The 12,955-nt window shown below is 70.0% G+C and carries 13 protein-coding genes; 4 read left to right on the top strand and 9 right to left on the bottom strand.

All coding sequences use genetic code 11. The features are described 5' to 3' along the window. Positions 1 to 400: 400 nt before the first annotated feature. Positions 401 to 808, bottom strand: a complete 408-nt coding sequence (locus ACZ31C_RS07565; protein ID WP_465794612.1) for a GntR family transcriptional regulator — start codon at positions 806 to 808, stop codon at positions 401 to 403. A gap of 255 nt (positions 809 to 1,063) precedes the next feature. Between ACZ31C_RS07565 and ACZ31C_RS07560 the strand changes: the two genes are divergently transcribed. Further along, on the top strand, positions 1,064 to 1,570 hold the full coding sequence (locus ACZ31C_RS07560; protein WP_465795031.1) for a hypothetical protein: 507 nt from the start codon (positions 1,064 to 1,066) through the stop codon (positions 1,568 to 1,570). Here the strand turns inward: ACZ31C_RS07560 and ACZ31C_RS07555 are convergent. After that, positions 1,563 to 1,925: a PH domain-containing protein gene (locus tag ACZ31C_RS07555; protein WP_117226445.1), complete on the bottom strand. Its 363-nt coding sequence runs from the start codon at positions 1,923 to 1,925 to the stop codon at positions 1,563 to 1,565. The two genes, ACZ31C_RS07560 and ACZ31C_RS07555, sit on opposite strands and share 8 nt — an antisense overlap. A gap of 45 nt (positions 1,926 to 1,970) precedes the next feature. Next, a complete protein-coding gene (locus ACZ31C_RS07550; protein ID WP_465794611.1) occupies positions 1,971 to 2,867 on the bottom strand; it encodes a LysR family transcriptional regulator in 897 nt (298 codons plus the stop codon). 87 nt (positions 2,868 to 2,954) lie between these two features. Here ACZ31C_RS07550 and ACZ31C_RS07545 point away from each other — a divergent pair, with 87 nt between their 5' ends. Beyond that, positions 2,955 to 3,386, top strand: coding sequence for a VOC family protein (locus tag ACZ31C_RS07545; RefSeq protein ID WP_465794610.1), 432 nt, complete (start codon positions 2,955 to 2,957; stop codon positions 3,384 to 3,386). 22 nt (positions 3,387 to 3,408) lie between these two features. On the opposite strand, the gene ACZ31C_RS07540 is transcribed toward ACZ31C_RS07545, so the two are convergent. Beyond that, complete coding sequence (locus tag ACZ31C_RS07540; RefSeq protein WP_131052714.1) at positions 3,409 to 3,732, bottom strand: 4a-hydroxytetrahydrobiopterin dehydratase; 324 nt, start codon at positions 3,730 to 3,732, stop codon at positions 3,409 to 3,411. A 182-nt stretch (positions 3,733 to 3,914) separates the two neighbouring features. Here ACZ31C_RS07540 and ACZ31C_RS07535 point away from each other — a divergent pair, with 182 nt between their 5' ends. After that, positions 3,915 to 4,388, top strand: coding sequence for a (deoxy)nucleoside triphosphate pyrophosphohydrolase (locus tag ACZ31C_RS07535; RefSeq protein WP_465794609.1), 474 nt, complete (start codon positions 3,915 to 3,917; stop codon positions 4,386 to 4,388). A 102-nt stretch (positions 4,389 to 4,490) separates the two neighbouring features. Beyond that, complete coding sequence (locus ACZ31C_RS07530; RefSeq protein WP_465794608.1) at positions 4,491 to 5,771, top strand: ATP-grasp domain-containing protein; 1,281 nt, start codon at positions 4,491 to 4,493, stop codon at positions 5,769 to 5,771. 106 nt (positions 5,772 to 5,877) lie between these two features. On the opposite strand, the gene ACZ31C_RS07525 is transcribed toward ACZ31C_RS07530, so the two are convergent. The 5 genes from ACZ31C_RS07525 to ACZ31C_RS07505 all read right to left on the bottom strand — a co-directional run bounded on the left by ACZ31C_RS07525 (position 5,878) and on the right by ACZ31C_RS07505 (position 12,844). Then, entirely contained in the window at positions 5,878 to 6,948 is a 1,071-nt protein-coding gene (locus ACZ31C_RS07525; protein WP_396744241.1) for a succinate dehydrogenase/fumarate reductase iron-sulfur subunit, read from the bottom strand. 3 nt (positions 6,949 to 6,951) lie between these two features. Beyond that, the gene (locus ACZ31C_RS07520; RefSeq protein WP_465794607.1) at positions 6,952 to 8,901 is read right to left on the bottom strand and encodes a fumarate reductase/succinate dehydrogenase flavoprotein subunit; all 1,950 of its coding nucleotides are present in this window, start codon (positions 8,899 to 8,901) and stop codon (positions 6,952 to 6,954) included. Between the two features lie 11 nt (positions 8,902 to 8,912). Beyond that, complete coding sequence (locus ACZ31C_RS07515) at positions 8,913 to 9,725, bottom strand: hypothetical protein (RefSeq protein WP_396744247.1); 813 nt, start codon at positions 9,723 to 9,725, stop codon at positions 8,913 to 8,915. A 270-nt stretch (positions 9,726 to 9,995) separates the two neighbouring features. Continuing rightward, positions 9,996 to 11,411, bottom strand: a complete 1,416-nt coding sequence (locus tag ACZ31C_RS07510) for a TldD/PmbA family protein (protein ID WP_465794606.1) — start codon at positions 11,409 to 11,411, stop codon at positions 9,996 to 9,998. Further along, entirely contained in the window at positions 11,408 to 12,844 is a 1,437-nt protein-coding gene (locus tag ACZ31C_RS07505) for a TldD/PmbA family protein (protein ID WP_465794605.1), read from the bottom strand. Before ACZ31C_RS07505 ends, ACZ31C_RS07510 begins: the two co-directional genes overlap by 4 nt. Positions 12,845 to 12,955: the final 111 nt, after the last annotated feature.

The following is a 12,955-nucleotide window of genomic DNA, read 5'->3' as shown; positions in this document are numbered from 1 at the left end:
CAACCGGCGTCGACGGGACGCGGCAACAGGTTTTCCACGGAGAGTTTCGAGGGCATTTCGGGACTGGTCTTGCTCCCTTGCCCCAAGGTGGCCGACACATGGAGTCCACTCAGGCCGGCTGCGATATTCCGCTCGATCCTGGATCGAGTGGTTGACATCGCGCTTGGATGCCACTCGATCCTGGATCGAGCGTGATCTTGGCGCGGCTGGCCGTGCATGCAGCGGCCAAGTTCGTGCGCCGAGGAAGCGGCTGGGCTGACTAACAGCATGGTGCATCGTCATCAACTCATCGCCGTCAGGCCGGGCGGAGTGCCGCCGGACGTAGACCGAACTCGACGTGTGCACGTGCTGTCGCAGTGCTGCCCTTGTACTCGGACCTGTGCGCCGAAAGCAGCCTCAGCTACGGGTAGAACAGGGCAACTTCGTCGCCGGGGAACGTCTGTATCGTGCCGTCGGGGTGGCGCACTTCGAGGATCGGCACGCCTTCGTCCATGTCCATCTGGCGGCGCTCGTTGCTGTTCGGCATCCTCGCGGAGACCGTGGAACCCGACGGCACCTCGACCAACCTTCGCTCTGGACGCGCTCGTACCTGCGTCGGGTGGCCACGGCTACTGGTGACCAGGCCTTCAGAGCGCAGGACCGATATCGCCATCCGCCCGGCGTCCCGACCGATGCCGTGCTCCTGACTCAGTCGCGCCTCGCTGCCGATCTGCGCGCCTGTTGGCAACTCGCCGGACTCGATCTGGTTGCGCAGTAGGTCCGCGAGTTGCACATAGACGGGGGTATGCGAACGCGGATCGATGCTCATAGCCTCAGCCTTGACCCCACGTGGACACACGCACCTCGTGCCGTATTGCCTTGTGGCCATACGGCAACTCCATGACTGTCTCAGCGATGGGGAGTGAGCGGTGACCCATTGGTGATCCTTCACTCGTCTCGGTGAGCTGCTCTGCTGTCGTACTGCCATGGGGCTGCGGTGGTGGGGGCGATGGGGCACCCGCCTGCCCGGGTTGGCGGGTGCCCACCTTGTCCAGGGGATACGCGACCAAAGGGAGTACGGGGCGTGGGCTTCTTCCGACGCAGAAGATGGTCCGAGCAGGTCGGGCGCGATGCGGGGACCGGAGTGGCCGGTCCGGTCGGTCTGGACCAGGGGACCGGCTGCTACCGGTCGGCGGTGAGTCCGCCGTTGCGGCCGTGGCAGGTGCGGGAACGGCGGTTCCGGACGACCCGGTTCGGGCGGTGCGGCGCGGCCCGCGAGCGGCCGATTCAGCCCACCGTGGAGGCGGCGATCGACTTCTGCCTGCGCTTCCTCGACCACGCGGTCCGGGATGCGGTGCCCACCGATCCCGGCGTCCCGATCCACGTGCCGCAGGCCCCGGCCACGGCTCGGCTGCCCGACCCGCTGCCGGGGATTCTGGCGCTGGCCGCACACCACGCGGGTACGGAGGCGTCGGTGGAGTTCGGCCGGGACGGCTGCCGGATCAACCTGCTGGTGCCGGAGGGCTGGCGGCTGATCACCCGGGCGCCGTCGTTCGGGGACGCCCTGCGCGAGCTGGGGCTGGTCAGCTGATGTAGTGCAGGATCACGTTGTGCACGTGGTGGCTCTTCTGGTCGCCCCGGAACTCCACCTCGTAGGTGTGCGTGCCGACGTGGATGGCGATGGCGCCGGTGGAGAAGAACGAGCCGCCCCAGGACTTGTTGCTGACCACGCTCACGCTGGTGATCTTCGAGTACGGAATGCTGGTGATCGCGTACTTCTTGCCGATGAACGAACGGTCCTGGATGATCACGCGTCGATCCGTCAGCCCGATGAACCCGGTGCCGGTGCCGACGGCGTCGTAGACGGCGATGATCTGTTCCCCGTCGAGCAGGCCACTCTGGATCTGCTGGAACTGCTCCTTGCGGTCGTACGTCGCGTTCGTCATGTACTCCACGGTAGGTGGCCGACGCCAACCGCAAGATCCGCCAGGTCAGCCCGGCGGGGCGTCCCGGTTGACGTCGTCGGCGGCGCGGACGAACTCGCGGACCCGGGTGGTGGTGTTGCTCTCCAACCAGACCAGTCCGCGCAGGATCGGTGGTGCGTCGGCGATCGGCACGTACGCCACGTCGGGCCGCGGGTAGTAGCGCCGGGTGTGCTCGCCCACCGGCAGCACGCCCTGGCCCATCGCCACCAGGGTCAACATCTCGGAGAAGGTGGCGCCGGACGGCCCCTTCGGCACCGGGCGACCGGCCGGGGTGTGCTCCGGCGTACGGTCGCGCTTGAACGCCGCCGACGTCACCGCCGGGTACTGGACGACCGGGTGGTCGGCCAGCACCTCGACCGAGACGGACTCGGCACCCGCCAGCGGGTGGGTCGCGGCCACCGCGAGCAGCCGGGACTCGGTGAGCAGTGGCGGTCCGCAGGCCATCCCGTCGAACGGGTACGCGGCGACGAGGATGTCGATCGAGCCGTCCAGCAGGCTCTGCCGGGAGTTGTGCAGTTGCACCTCGCGTACCTCGACCCGGCACTTCGGGTGTCGTCGGGTGAACACCTCGACGGCCCTGAGCAGGACGGGCGCGGTCCACTCGCCGAGGAACGCGACCGTCAGCCGACCACTCGTGCCGCGCCCCGACTCGGCTGCCCGGCGTACCGCCTCGTCCATGCCGGCGACCAGCGGCGTCAGGTCCTCGGCGAGCCGCCGGCCGATCGGGGTGAGCCGCACGACCCGGCTGGTACGGGCGAACAGCGGCGCGCCGATCCGGTGCTCCAGCTTCTTGACCACGTGGCTGACCCGACCGGTGCTGATCCGCAGGCGTTCGGCCGTCCGGCCGAAGTGCAGCTCCTCGGCGAGGGTCAGGAAGGTCTCGATCTCGTACCGCTCCAGCACGTCCAATTCCCATCGTTGACCAGGACGCAACGATGGTATTCCGATCGGCTCTTGGTCGGTTTCGTCGGTCGGCGCATCGTGAAGGGCATGAACACGACTTCTTCCACCCCGACCGACACCACCACGCACCAGGTACGGGTCACCGGCTTCGACCATGTGGTGCTCAACGTGGCCGACGTCGAGCGCTCCCTCGACTTCTACTGCGGGGTGCTCGGTCTGGCCCCGGTCCGGGTCGCGCAGTGGCGGGCCGGGCAGGTGCCGTTCCCGTCCGTCCGGATCAGCCCGGAAACCATCATCGACCTGGTCCGACGGGACCGGGGCAGTGCCAACGTCGATCATTTCTGCCTGGTCGTCGCACCGCTGGACTGGCAGCGGGTGATCGACTCCGGCGTCTTCACGATCCTGGAAGGCCCGGTCGGGCGGTTCGGCGCACGTGGCGAGGCCGTCTCGCTCTACGTCAGTGATCCGGACGGCAACTCGGTCGAGCTGCGGGCGTACCCGCAGGATGCCGAGGTCTGAGCGGGGTGTCGGGGGCCGCCGGTCAACCCAGGCGGTCCTCGCCCGGTTCCGCCACGGCCCGGTAGGCGTCCTCGATCCGGGCGGCCAGCAGCACCTCACCCTCGGTGAGGGGCTCGTCGTGGTGTCCGACCCGGATCTGGGTGTGGTCGGCCCGTCGGCTGATCTCCGGTCGTAGGTGCAGCGCGTCCGCGACCACCTTGACCCGTTCGGTCAGGGCCGCGTGCTGCGTGTCGTCTATGACCAGAGTGCGCCGAATCTGGTCGCCCTCGCGCGTCCACCCGTTGAGTAGGGTGAGGGCGTCGCTGAGGTAGTCGTGCTTCGCTCGACCGCCGAACAGCGCACGCATCACCGCACCTCCCAGGCTTCGTTGCCGGCTTGTGGCCAAATCGTCGCCGCCCCGTGTCTTGTCGGTGCCTCTAGTCTTACGTCACTCGGATGGTGTGTCCACGCCCACACTTCTTGGGATTCCTGCCCTGACGGTCGACCAAGCTACCCAAACCGCCGATTGATCTGGCACGCTGGACGCCCGTGCGGACCGAACGGGCTAATGGTGGCGGGCAGGCGGCCCGCAGGGACCCGAAGGTGATCGTCGGGGCGGCCATCATCGAGGACGGGCGAGTGCTGGCCTGTGCCCGGTCGGCTCCACCCGAGGTCGCCGGCATGTGGGAGTTCCCCGGCGGCAAGGTGGAGCCGGGGGAGAGCGAGACGGCGGCGTTGGCCCGGGAGTGCGCCGAGGAGCTGGGCGTACGCGTCGAGATCGGCGACCGGGTCGGCCGCAGCGTCCGGATGGCGCACGGCCGTGCGGTGCTCAAGGTGTACGCGGCCCGCCTGCTGCACGATGACCGACCGCAGGCGCTGGAACACTCCGGGATGCGCTGGCTCTCCGCCGCCGAGCTGGACACCGTCACCTGGCTGCCCGCCGACGCCCCCATCGTCGCCGCACTGCGCCCGTTGCTCGAGTCGGCCGGCGCCCCGCCCGACGGGCCGACGCCCGACAGGTAACCCGCCGTACGCGTCGCGTGTTACCGATGGACAGACGATGGTGTCGCGCGGTGCCAGTGAGGAGACTGTGACTCCTGGTAGCCGAGAGCATGCGGAGCAGTGATGAGCGGACGACCCTCTCATGTCCTCCTGGTGGGTGGCGGCAACGGCGCGTTCCTGGCGCACCGTCCGGAGACCCGTACGACGTTCGTCACCTCCCGTGAACTCCTGACCTGGTTCGGCAGCCTCGGACACCACGCGCGTGTCCTCGCGATTCAGGGTGACGAGCCCGACGACCTGGTCGTCGAGATGGTCCGGACCATCCACGCGGTCGACCCGTTCGACGCCGTCGCCTGCCTCGGTGAACCGCTCACCGTGCTGGCGGCGCGCATCGCCACGGCACTCGACCTGCCCGGCGTACCGCCGCTCTCGGTGGTCCGGCGCATCGTGGACAAGGAGTCGATGCGCACGCATCTGGCCGAGGCCGGCGTCGAGACGGTCCGGGCACGCACCGTGGAGAACCCCGCCGAGTTGGCCGCGATCGTGGGCGCGGGGCACCCGGAGGCCGCCTGGATTGTGAAGCCGGCCGCCGGTTGCGGAAGCCTGGGCGTGTCGAAGGTGACCCGGGACAGTGACCTGGAAGCGGCGCTACGACGGGCGTCCGACCAGGAGTCACCGATCGATCCCGATCGCGCCAACCGCCGCGTGATCGTGGAGCCCTTCCTGTCCGGACCGCAGTTCAGCGTCGAGTCGATCAGTCAGCACGGAGTCACCTCGGTGCTCGCGATCACGCAGAAGTTCTCCCACCCGGAGACGTTCGTCGAGCTCGGGCACGTGGTGCCGGCGCAGATCCCCGACGCGGAGGCCGAGGTGGTCCGTTCGTACGTGGTGCGGATGCTCGACGCCCTCGGCTTCACCGACGGGCCTGCCCACACCGAGGTCGTCCTGACCTCGGACGGGCCCCGGATCGTGGAGGTCAACGCCCGTCTCGGCGGTGACGACATCGGGCAGATGGCGTCGATCGTCAGCGGGGTGGACCTGTCGGCCGCCTCGATCGACCTGGTGCTCGGCGAACCGGTGCAGGAGCGGCTGCGCAACGCCGCGCCGAGCGGCACCAGCGAGGCGATCTGGTTCGTGACCGCGCCGGAGGCGGGGATCTTCGCCGGGCTGGACGGGGTCGAGGACGCCCAGGCCCTGGGGCCGTCGGTCGAGGTCACCGCGCTGGTCCAGGTCGGTGCCCCGGTGGAGTTGCTCTCCGACTCGGGTTCCCGGGTCGCACAGGTGCGGGCGAGCGCCGCCAGCGCCGAGGAGGCGGTGAGCCTGGCCCAGCGGGCCGCGTGGAAGCTGAACCTGCGGATAGCGAAGCGCGTTCCGGCCGAGGTCGGCGCCGAGCACGCGATCTGACCCGCCTCCGGCCCCGGCCGTCGACGCGGCGATCCGCGCGGCCCGGGCGCGGGAAACGAACCGGGGGGCCGTGGCGGATGCCGCGGCCCCCCGGTCGAGACGGGTGTCAGTGCTTCTTGTCGTCCTGCTCCGGGTGCGCGAAGTTGAGGTGCTCCGGGGGCAGCGGGAAGGTCACGTCGTCGCCGAAGGGCGAGGGTGCTGCCGCCCGGTCGAAGGTGAGCTCCGTCAGCGGCAGCTTGCCGCTCGCGTCGACCGCCGGGGCGGTCGGCCGGGGCACCTCACGGTGCCAGTTGACGCCCTGCTGGGCCTGCACCTCGGCGTCGGCGTCGTGGGAGCCGCCCGCGTGCGAGTGCACGCCGTGGCCGCCGGCGCTGGAGCGCACGGCGCCCGGGGTGTGTTCGCTGGTCACGCTGGTCTGAGGCACCTGACCCCTCCGGAAGATCTTGCTACCGAGCCATACAAGTGGATCGTACCTGCGGTCGACGACCCGTTCCTTCATGGGGATGATCCCATTGTCGGTGATCTTGATGTGCTCGGGGCAGACCTCGGTGCAGCACTTGGTGATGTTGCAGAATCCGAGACCCTGTTCCGCCTGCGCGTACTCCTTGCGGTCGGTCTTGGCGTCCAGCGGGTGCATGTCCAGTTCGGCGGCCCGGATGAAGTACCGCGGACCGGAGAACGCCGGCTTGTTCTCGTCGTGGTCACGGATCACGTGGCAGACGTTCTGGCACAGGAAGCACTCGATGCACTTGCGGAACTCCTGCGAGCGCTCCACGTCGACCTGCTGCATCCGGTAGTCGCCGGGGGCCAGGTCGGCCGGGGGAGCGAACGCCGGGGTCTCCCGCGCCTTCTCGTAGTTGAACGACACGTCGGTGACCAGGTCCCGGATCACCGGGAAGGTGCGCAGCGGCGTCACCGTGACCGTCTCGTTCTCCTCGAACGTCGACATCCGGGTCATGCAGCTGAGCTTCGGCATCCCGTTGATCTCCATCGAACAGGAGCCGCACTTGCCCGCCTTGCAGTTCCACCGGCACGCCAGGTCGGGCGCGTCGGTCGCCTGCAACCGGTGGAGCACGTCGAGGACCACCTCGCCCTCGTTCACCTCCACGGCGTAGTCCGTCAGGTCGCCCCCGTCGGCGTCACCCCGCCAGATCCGGAAGTTGCGCTTCGTACCCATCTCTCAGCTCTCCTTCCCGGCAGTGTCAGCGGCGGCGACGGCGTCGAACTCGGCCAACTCCTCGTCGGTCAGGTACTTGGCCAGCTCGGTGCGGTCGAAGAGGCCGAGCAGCTCGGTCCGCATCTTCGGCAGCGGCTTGCGCTCCAGGCGGACGGTGTCGCCCTCCAACGAGCAGACCAGGTTGACCCGCCGCCACTGCGGATCCATGGTCGGGTGGTCCTCACGGGTGTGGCCGCCGCGCGACTCCCGGCGCTCCAGCGCCGCCTTGGCGGTGCACTCCGACACGACCAGCATGTTGCGCAGGTCCAGAGCGAGGTGCCAGCCGGGGTTGTAACGCCGGCCGCCGACGGCGCTGACCTTCGCCACCCGCTCGCGCAGCTCGGCCAGCCGGACCAGCGCGTCCTCCAGCTCGGCCTCCCGCCGGATGATGCCGACCAGGTCGCCCATCACCGCCTGGAGGTCCTGCTGGAGGGTGTACGGGTTTTCGCCGGTGTCCCGCTGAAGTGGGGCCAGGGCGGTCTCCACCGCGGTCTCCACCGCCTCCACGGCCACCCGGGGTCGCCCGCCGAGCTGGTCCACGTAGGTGGCCGCGTGACCACCCGCGCGCTTGCCGAAGACCAGCAGGTCGGAGAGGGAGTTGCCGCCCAGCCGGTTCGAGCCGTGCATGCCGCCGGAGACCTCACCAGCGGCGAAGAGGCCCCGCACCGAGCCGTACGCGGCACCGCTGTCCGGGTCGACCTCCACGCCGCCCATCACGTAGTGGCAGGTCGGGCCGACCTCCATCGGCTCCTTCGTGATGTCGACGTCGGCCAGTCCCTTGAACTGGTGGTGCATCGACGGCAGGCGGCGACGGATCTCCTCGGCCGGCAACCGGGAGGCGATGTCCAGATAGACGCCACCGGCCGGGGTGCCCCGACCCTCCTTGACCTCGGTGTTGATCGCCCGGGCCACCTCGTCGCGAGGTAGCAGCTCCGGCGGACGCCGATTGTTGTCCGGGTCGTCGTACCAGCGGTCCGCCTCCTCCTCGGTCTCCGCGTACTGCTTGCGGAAGACGTCGGGGACGTAGTTGAACATGAACCGCTTGCCCTCGGAGTTCTTGAGCACGCCACCGTCACCGCGTACCGACTCGGTGACCAGGATGCCCTTGACCGAGACCGGCCAGACCATGCCGGTGGGGTGGAACTGGAGGAACTCCATGTTGATCAGGGTCGCCCCGGCCCGCAGCGCCAGCGCGTGACCGTCCCCGGTGTACTCCCACGAGTTCGAGGTGACCTTGTAGGAGCGGCCGACGCCGCCGGTGGCGAGCACCACGGCGGGCGCCTCGAAGAGGACGAACTCGCCGGACTCCCGGTAGTAGCCGAACGCGCCGGAGACCCGGTCACCGTCGAGCAGCAGCTCGGTGATCGTGGTCTCGGCGAAGACCTTGATCCGGGCGTCGTACGAGCCGTGGTCGCGCTTGTCCTCCTGCTGCAACGAGACGATCTTCTGCTGGAGGGTGCGAATCAGCTCCAGGCCGGTCCGGTCGCCGACGTGTGCCAACCGGGGGTACTCGTGGCCGCCGAAGTTGCGCTGCGAGATCTTGCCGTCCTTCGTACGGTCGAAGAGCGCCCCGTACGTCTCCAACTCCCAGATCCGCTGCGGCGACTCCTTCGCGTGCAGCTCCGCCATCCGGAAGTTGTTCAGGAACTTGCCGCCGCGCATGGTGTCCCGGAAGTGCACCTGCCAGTTGTCCCGGCTGTTCACGTTTCCCATGGCCGCCGCGGCGCCGCCCTCGGCCATCACCGTGTGCGCCTTGCCGAACAGCGACTTGGAGATGATGGCGGTCTTCTTGCCGGCCAGCCGCGCCTCGATCGCCGCGCGCAGGCCGGCGCCGCCGGCCCCGATCACGACGACGTCGTAGTGGTGTCGTTCGATGCGGGTGGTGGTGCTCGGTCCGTGCTGAGGATTGGTCATGTCGGGGGCCCTTAGTTGATGAACCGCAGGTCGGAGATCCACCCGGCGGCGATCGACATGACGTAGAAGTCGGTCAGCGCCAACGTGCCGAGGGTGATCCAGGCGAGCTGCATGTGCCGGACGTTCAGCCAGGAGACGAAGCCCCAGGCCCGGTAGCGGACCGGATGCTTGGAGAAGTGCTTGAGCCGTCCGCCGATGATGTGCCGGCAGGAGTGGCAGGAGATGGTGTACGCCCAGAGCATCACCACGTTGCCGACCAGGATCAGGTTGCCCAGGCCGAAGCCGAAGCCGTCGGGACTGCGGAAGGCGGCGATCGCGTCCCAGGTGTTGATCAACGAGATGATCGCGGCGAAGTAGAAGAAGTACCGGTGCGAGTTCTGCACGATCAGCGGGAACCGGGTCTCGCCGCCGTAGCTGGCGTGACCGTCGGGCACCGCGCAGGCCGGCGGCGACAGCCAGAACGACCGGTAGTACGCCTTGCGGTAGTAGTAGCAGGTGAGCCGGAACAGCAGCAGGAACGGCAGGGTGAACGCGGCGTCCGGGATGATCCACCAGCCGGGCAGGTACTGCCCGAAGTGCGACGCCTCGGGAATGCACCGGTCGGTCACGCAGGGGGAGTAGAACGGGGTGAGGTAGTGGTACTCCTCGACCCAGTACCACCGGTGCATGAAGACCCGGACCGTCGCGTACGTGATCCACGCACCGAGCCCGATGACGGTGATCAGTGGCGCGAGCCACCAACGGTCCGTACGCAACGTCTTCGCCGCGATGGCGGCACGTGCCCGCGCCCCCCGCGGTTTCGGTTTCGTTGCCGATGATGTCATTCGCGTCGTCTCCCTGACGGGGCCCTGTCACGGGCGGCGGAACACTTCCGGTCGGCAGGCGGACCGGTCATCCCGCGCCCACGTGCCACGTCATGCGCACACCAACGACCGCACCGGGTTTGTCGGCGCAGCTAAGTGACACACGTTACGCCGATCTAGGCGGGCCGTCCGCGCAAGGCAGTGTCCCGTGTGTCCCGAACTTTGGAAAGTCTCTCGCCATGATCAATATGTGAGCGTTCGAAAAAGATCGACAAACGGTCGATGAGCTGGTCAGCCGGACGCCCCGCCGGTGAAGTTCCACGCGGCCAGTCGCAGCGACGGCGCCTCCCACCAGACACCGTCGTACCGGTCCGGCTGGCGTACCGCCCGGCGGCCCACCTCCAGCACCCCGCCCGGCGCCAGCGCCCGGGGATACGACTCGGTGAAGCGCAGGTCGCGGACCGCGCGGGTGACCTGCCCGTCTTCGACCAGCCAGAGTCCGTTGCGGGTCAGCCCGGTCACCACGAGACTCTTCGGATCGAGCACCCGGGTGTACCAGAGGTCGCTGACCAGCAGCCCACGTCCCATCCGGGAGACCAGAGCCGCGGTGTCGGCGTCCACCACCGCCCCGCTCGGCGTCGTCGCCCCGACCGCCGCCACCGCCTCGGCCCGCCCGGACGGGACCAGCCGCAGGTTGCGCGGCATCGGGCCGAAGGTGGCGCTGCCGGGCGCGGCGTGACCGGTCGAGGTGGTGCCCGACTCGGCGGCACTGCGCCGGTCGTGCGCCACCGCCGTGGTGGTGCCCGCGTCCACCAGGGTCACCGCCCCGGTCGGCGTGCCCTCCAGGTCGAACGGCAACGCGGTGGCACCGAGCGGATCGTCGACGAGCGTCACCGCCGGATCGAGCTGGGCGGCTCCGGGCTCGGCGAACGACTGCCGCTCGGCGTACCGCTTGCCGTTGAAGCCGTACCAGGCGAGGTTCTGCAGCAGGTCCGCCACCGCGGCCGGCTCCAACACCACCGGGTAGCGCCCCGGTGCCAACTCGATCGGGTCGACGGCCGCCCGGGCCTTCGCGGCGGCGTGTCGCCCGAGAGCGGCGCCGTCGAGGTCGGCGATCCGCTCGACGCTGTTCCTGGCCACCCCGTCCGCACCACCGGCCCGGGCGATCCCGTCCATCGCGGCCTCGGCCGTGCGGCCCTGCGCCGAGTGCCCGGCGGAGTTGGCGAACGCCACCGACCGGGACGTGGTCCGGCAGTAGCCGGCCGTCTCCAACCCGTCGGCCGCGTCGACGAAGGCCCGCACCAGGGCGGCCCGCTCGTCTGGGCCGGCGTCGGCGGTGGCGACGTCCCAGAGCGCTGGTGGCGGCATCTCGGTCGGCGGGGTCAGACCGGGCCAACCCCGGTCGGGCGGGGTGAAGCGGGTCGCCGCCACCACCCGCTCCACCAGCGCGCGGAGCCCGTCGGCGCTGACCGCGCTGCCCACCCCGGTGGCGGTACGCCCACCCAGGTGCAGCCGCAGCCGGACCTCCACGGCGGATTCGGCGACGTTCTGGTGGATCGCCGAGTTGGCGAACCGGGTCAACGCCAGCTCGCCCCGGGTCACCGTCACCTCGGCCTGGGCGTCCGCCCCGCCCAGCCGGGCGACCAGCTCCACCACCCGCCCGGCCAGCTCCACCTCACTGACGATTCGCTCGCTGCGCTCGCTCATGCGCGCACACCTACCCGGACGCCGCGGAATCGGGCCGGTGCCGCCGGATGGCCGGTGTGGCCGATCTGGCCCGGCTGGCCCTTGCCGCAGTTCGGCGTGCCCCACGAGACGATCTCCGAGGAGAGCATGTCCATCGAGCGCCAGAACTGCGGCCCGATGCCGGTGTACGTGGGGTTGCGGACCATCCGCCCGCGTCGGCCGTTGCGGATCTCCCAGCCGATCTCGCAGCCGAACTGGAAGTTCAGCCGCTTGTCGTCGATGGACCAGGAGCGGTTGATGTCCATCAGCACTCCCTCGTCGGTGGCGGCGACGATCTCCTCCAGGGTGTGCGGGCCGGGCTCCAGGCCCACGTTGGTCATCCGCACCATCGGCAGCCGGGCCCAGCCGTCGGCGCGTACGCTGCCGCCGTAGTCCAGACCCGCGACGGCGGCCGAGTCCCGGCCGGCCAGCACGCCCACCCACCGTCCCTCGCGGACCGCGTCCCGCCGGACCGCCGGTGAGCCCTCGTCGTCGTAGCCGAAGCTGCCCAGCGCGCCGGGGATGGTCGGGTCGATGGTGATGTTCATCAGGTCGGAGCCGTACCGCAGCGAGCCGAGCAGGTCGAGGTCCAGCCAGGACGTGCCGGCGAAGGCCGCCTCCCAGCCGAGGATGCGGTCCAGCTCGATGGCGTGCCCGACCGACTCGTGGATCTGGAGCGCCAACTGCTCGCCGCCGAGGATCAGGTCGGTCTCGCCGGCCGGGCAGAGCGGCGCGGTCAGCAGCGCCCGGGACTCCTCCGCGATGCGGGCCGCGTGGGCGGTCAACTCCAGCGAGTCGACCAGCTCCCAGCCGGTGGTGCCGTACTGCCCGCGATAGCTCGGCCAGGACCGGCGCTGCGTCTCGCCGTCGCCGATGGAGGTGGCCGAGATGCCCGCGCCGCACTCCCGGATGTGCTGGTCGATGCGGTGGCCCTCGCTGGACACGAACCACTTGGAGGTGTCCCAGACCTGATAGAGGCCCTCGGTCAGGTCGGCGCCGTGGTCGGCCATCGTGCGGGTCGCGGCCACCAGCAGGTCGCCCTTGTCGGCCAGCGAGACGCCGAGCGGATCCACCTCGCAGGGCGAGGCCCAGCTCGCCGTCGTCGGCGTCGACGGCACCAGGTCCACCGGGGGACCGGGCACCCGGGCGCTCGCCGCGGCGATCCGCGCCGCCCGCCGTCCGGCGTCGCGGGCGGTCGCGTCGGAGACGTCGGGTACGGCGTGGAAGCCCCAGCTCGACCCGACCAGCGCGCGTACGCCCAGCCCGATGCTCTCGTCCTGGGTCAGTGCCTCCACCTCGCCGTTGCGGGCCGTCATCGACTCGTAGCGCCGGTGCATCACGCGGGCGTCCGCGTACCGGGCGCCCGCGTCCAGCGCTGCCTGCACGGCGACCTCGGCCGCGTCGAACTCGGTCATCCCCGCACTCCGTCGTGCTCGCTCATGGACCGACCCTAGGCCAGCCGGCCGACATCCGTCGGACGGACGGCACCTGCCGGACCGGTGGACCGTGGAGCTTACTTTCACTGT

It is taken from the genome of Micromonospora sp. NPDC023869, from assembly GCF_055559695.1.
This window is presented reverse-complemented; position numbering and strand designations above follow the sequence as displayed.

What these genes read in the sequence shown, in the direction of transcription:
- ACZ31C_RS07510 (WP_465794606.1), bottom strand. Translation starts at nt 11,411, where the DNA reads ATGAGCGAGCGCAGCGAGCGAATCGTCAGTGAGGTGGAGCTGGCCGGG.
- ACZ31C_RS07505 (WP_465794605.1), bottom strand. Translation starts at nt 12,844, where the DNA reads ATGACCGAGTTCGACGCGGCCGAGGTCGCCGTGCAGGCAGCGCTGGAC.
- ACZ31C_RS07525 (WP_396744241.1), bottom strand. Translation starts at nt 6,948, where the DNA reads ATGGGTACGAAGCGCAACTTCCGGATCTGGCGGGGTGACGCCGACGGG.
- ACZ31C_RS07555 (WP_117226445.1), bottom strand. Translation starts at nt 1,925, where the DNA reads ATGACGAACGCGACGTACGACCGCAAGGAGCAGTTCCAGCAGATCCAG.
- ACZ31C_RS07515 (WP_396744247.1), bottom strand. Translation starts at nt 9,725, where the DNA reads ATGACATCATCGGCAACGAAACCGAAACCGCGGGGGGCGCGGGCACGT.
- ACZ31C_RS07565 (WP_465794612.1), bottom strand. Translation starts at nt 808, where the DNA reads ATGAGCATCGATCCGCGTTCGCATACCCCCGTCTATGTGCAACTCGCG.
- ACZ31C_RS07545 (WP_465794610.1), top strand. Translation starts at nt 2,955, where the DNA reads ATGAACACGACTTCTTCCACCCCGACCGACACCACCACGCACCAGGTA.
- ACZ31C_RS07520 (WP_465794607.1), bottom strand. Translation starts at nt 8,901, where the DNA reads ATGACCAATCCTCAGCACGGACCGAGCACCACCACCCGCATCGAACGA.
- ACZ31C_RS07540 (WP_131052714.1), bottom strand. Translation starts at nt 3,732, where the DNA reads ATGCGTGCGCTGTTCGGCGGTCGAGCGAAGCACGACTACCTCAGCGAC.
- ACZ31C_RS07530 (WP_465794608.1), top strand. Translation starts at nt 4,491, where the DNA reads ATGAGCGGACGACCCTCTCATGTCCTCCTGGTGGGTGGCGGCAACGGC.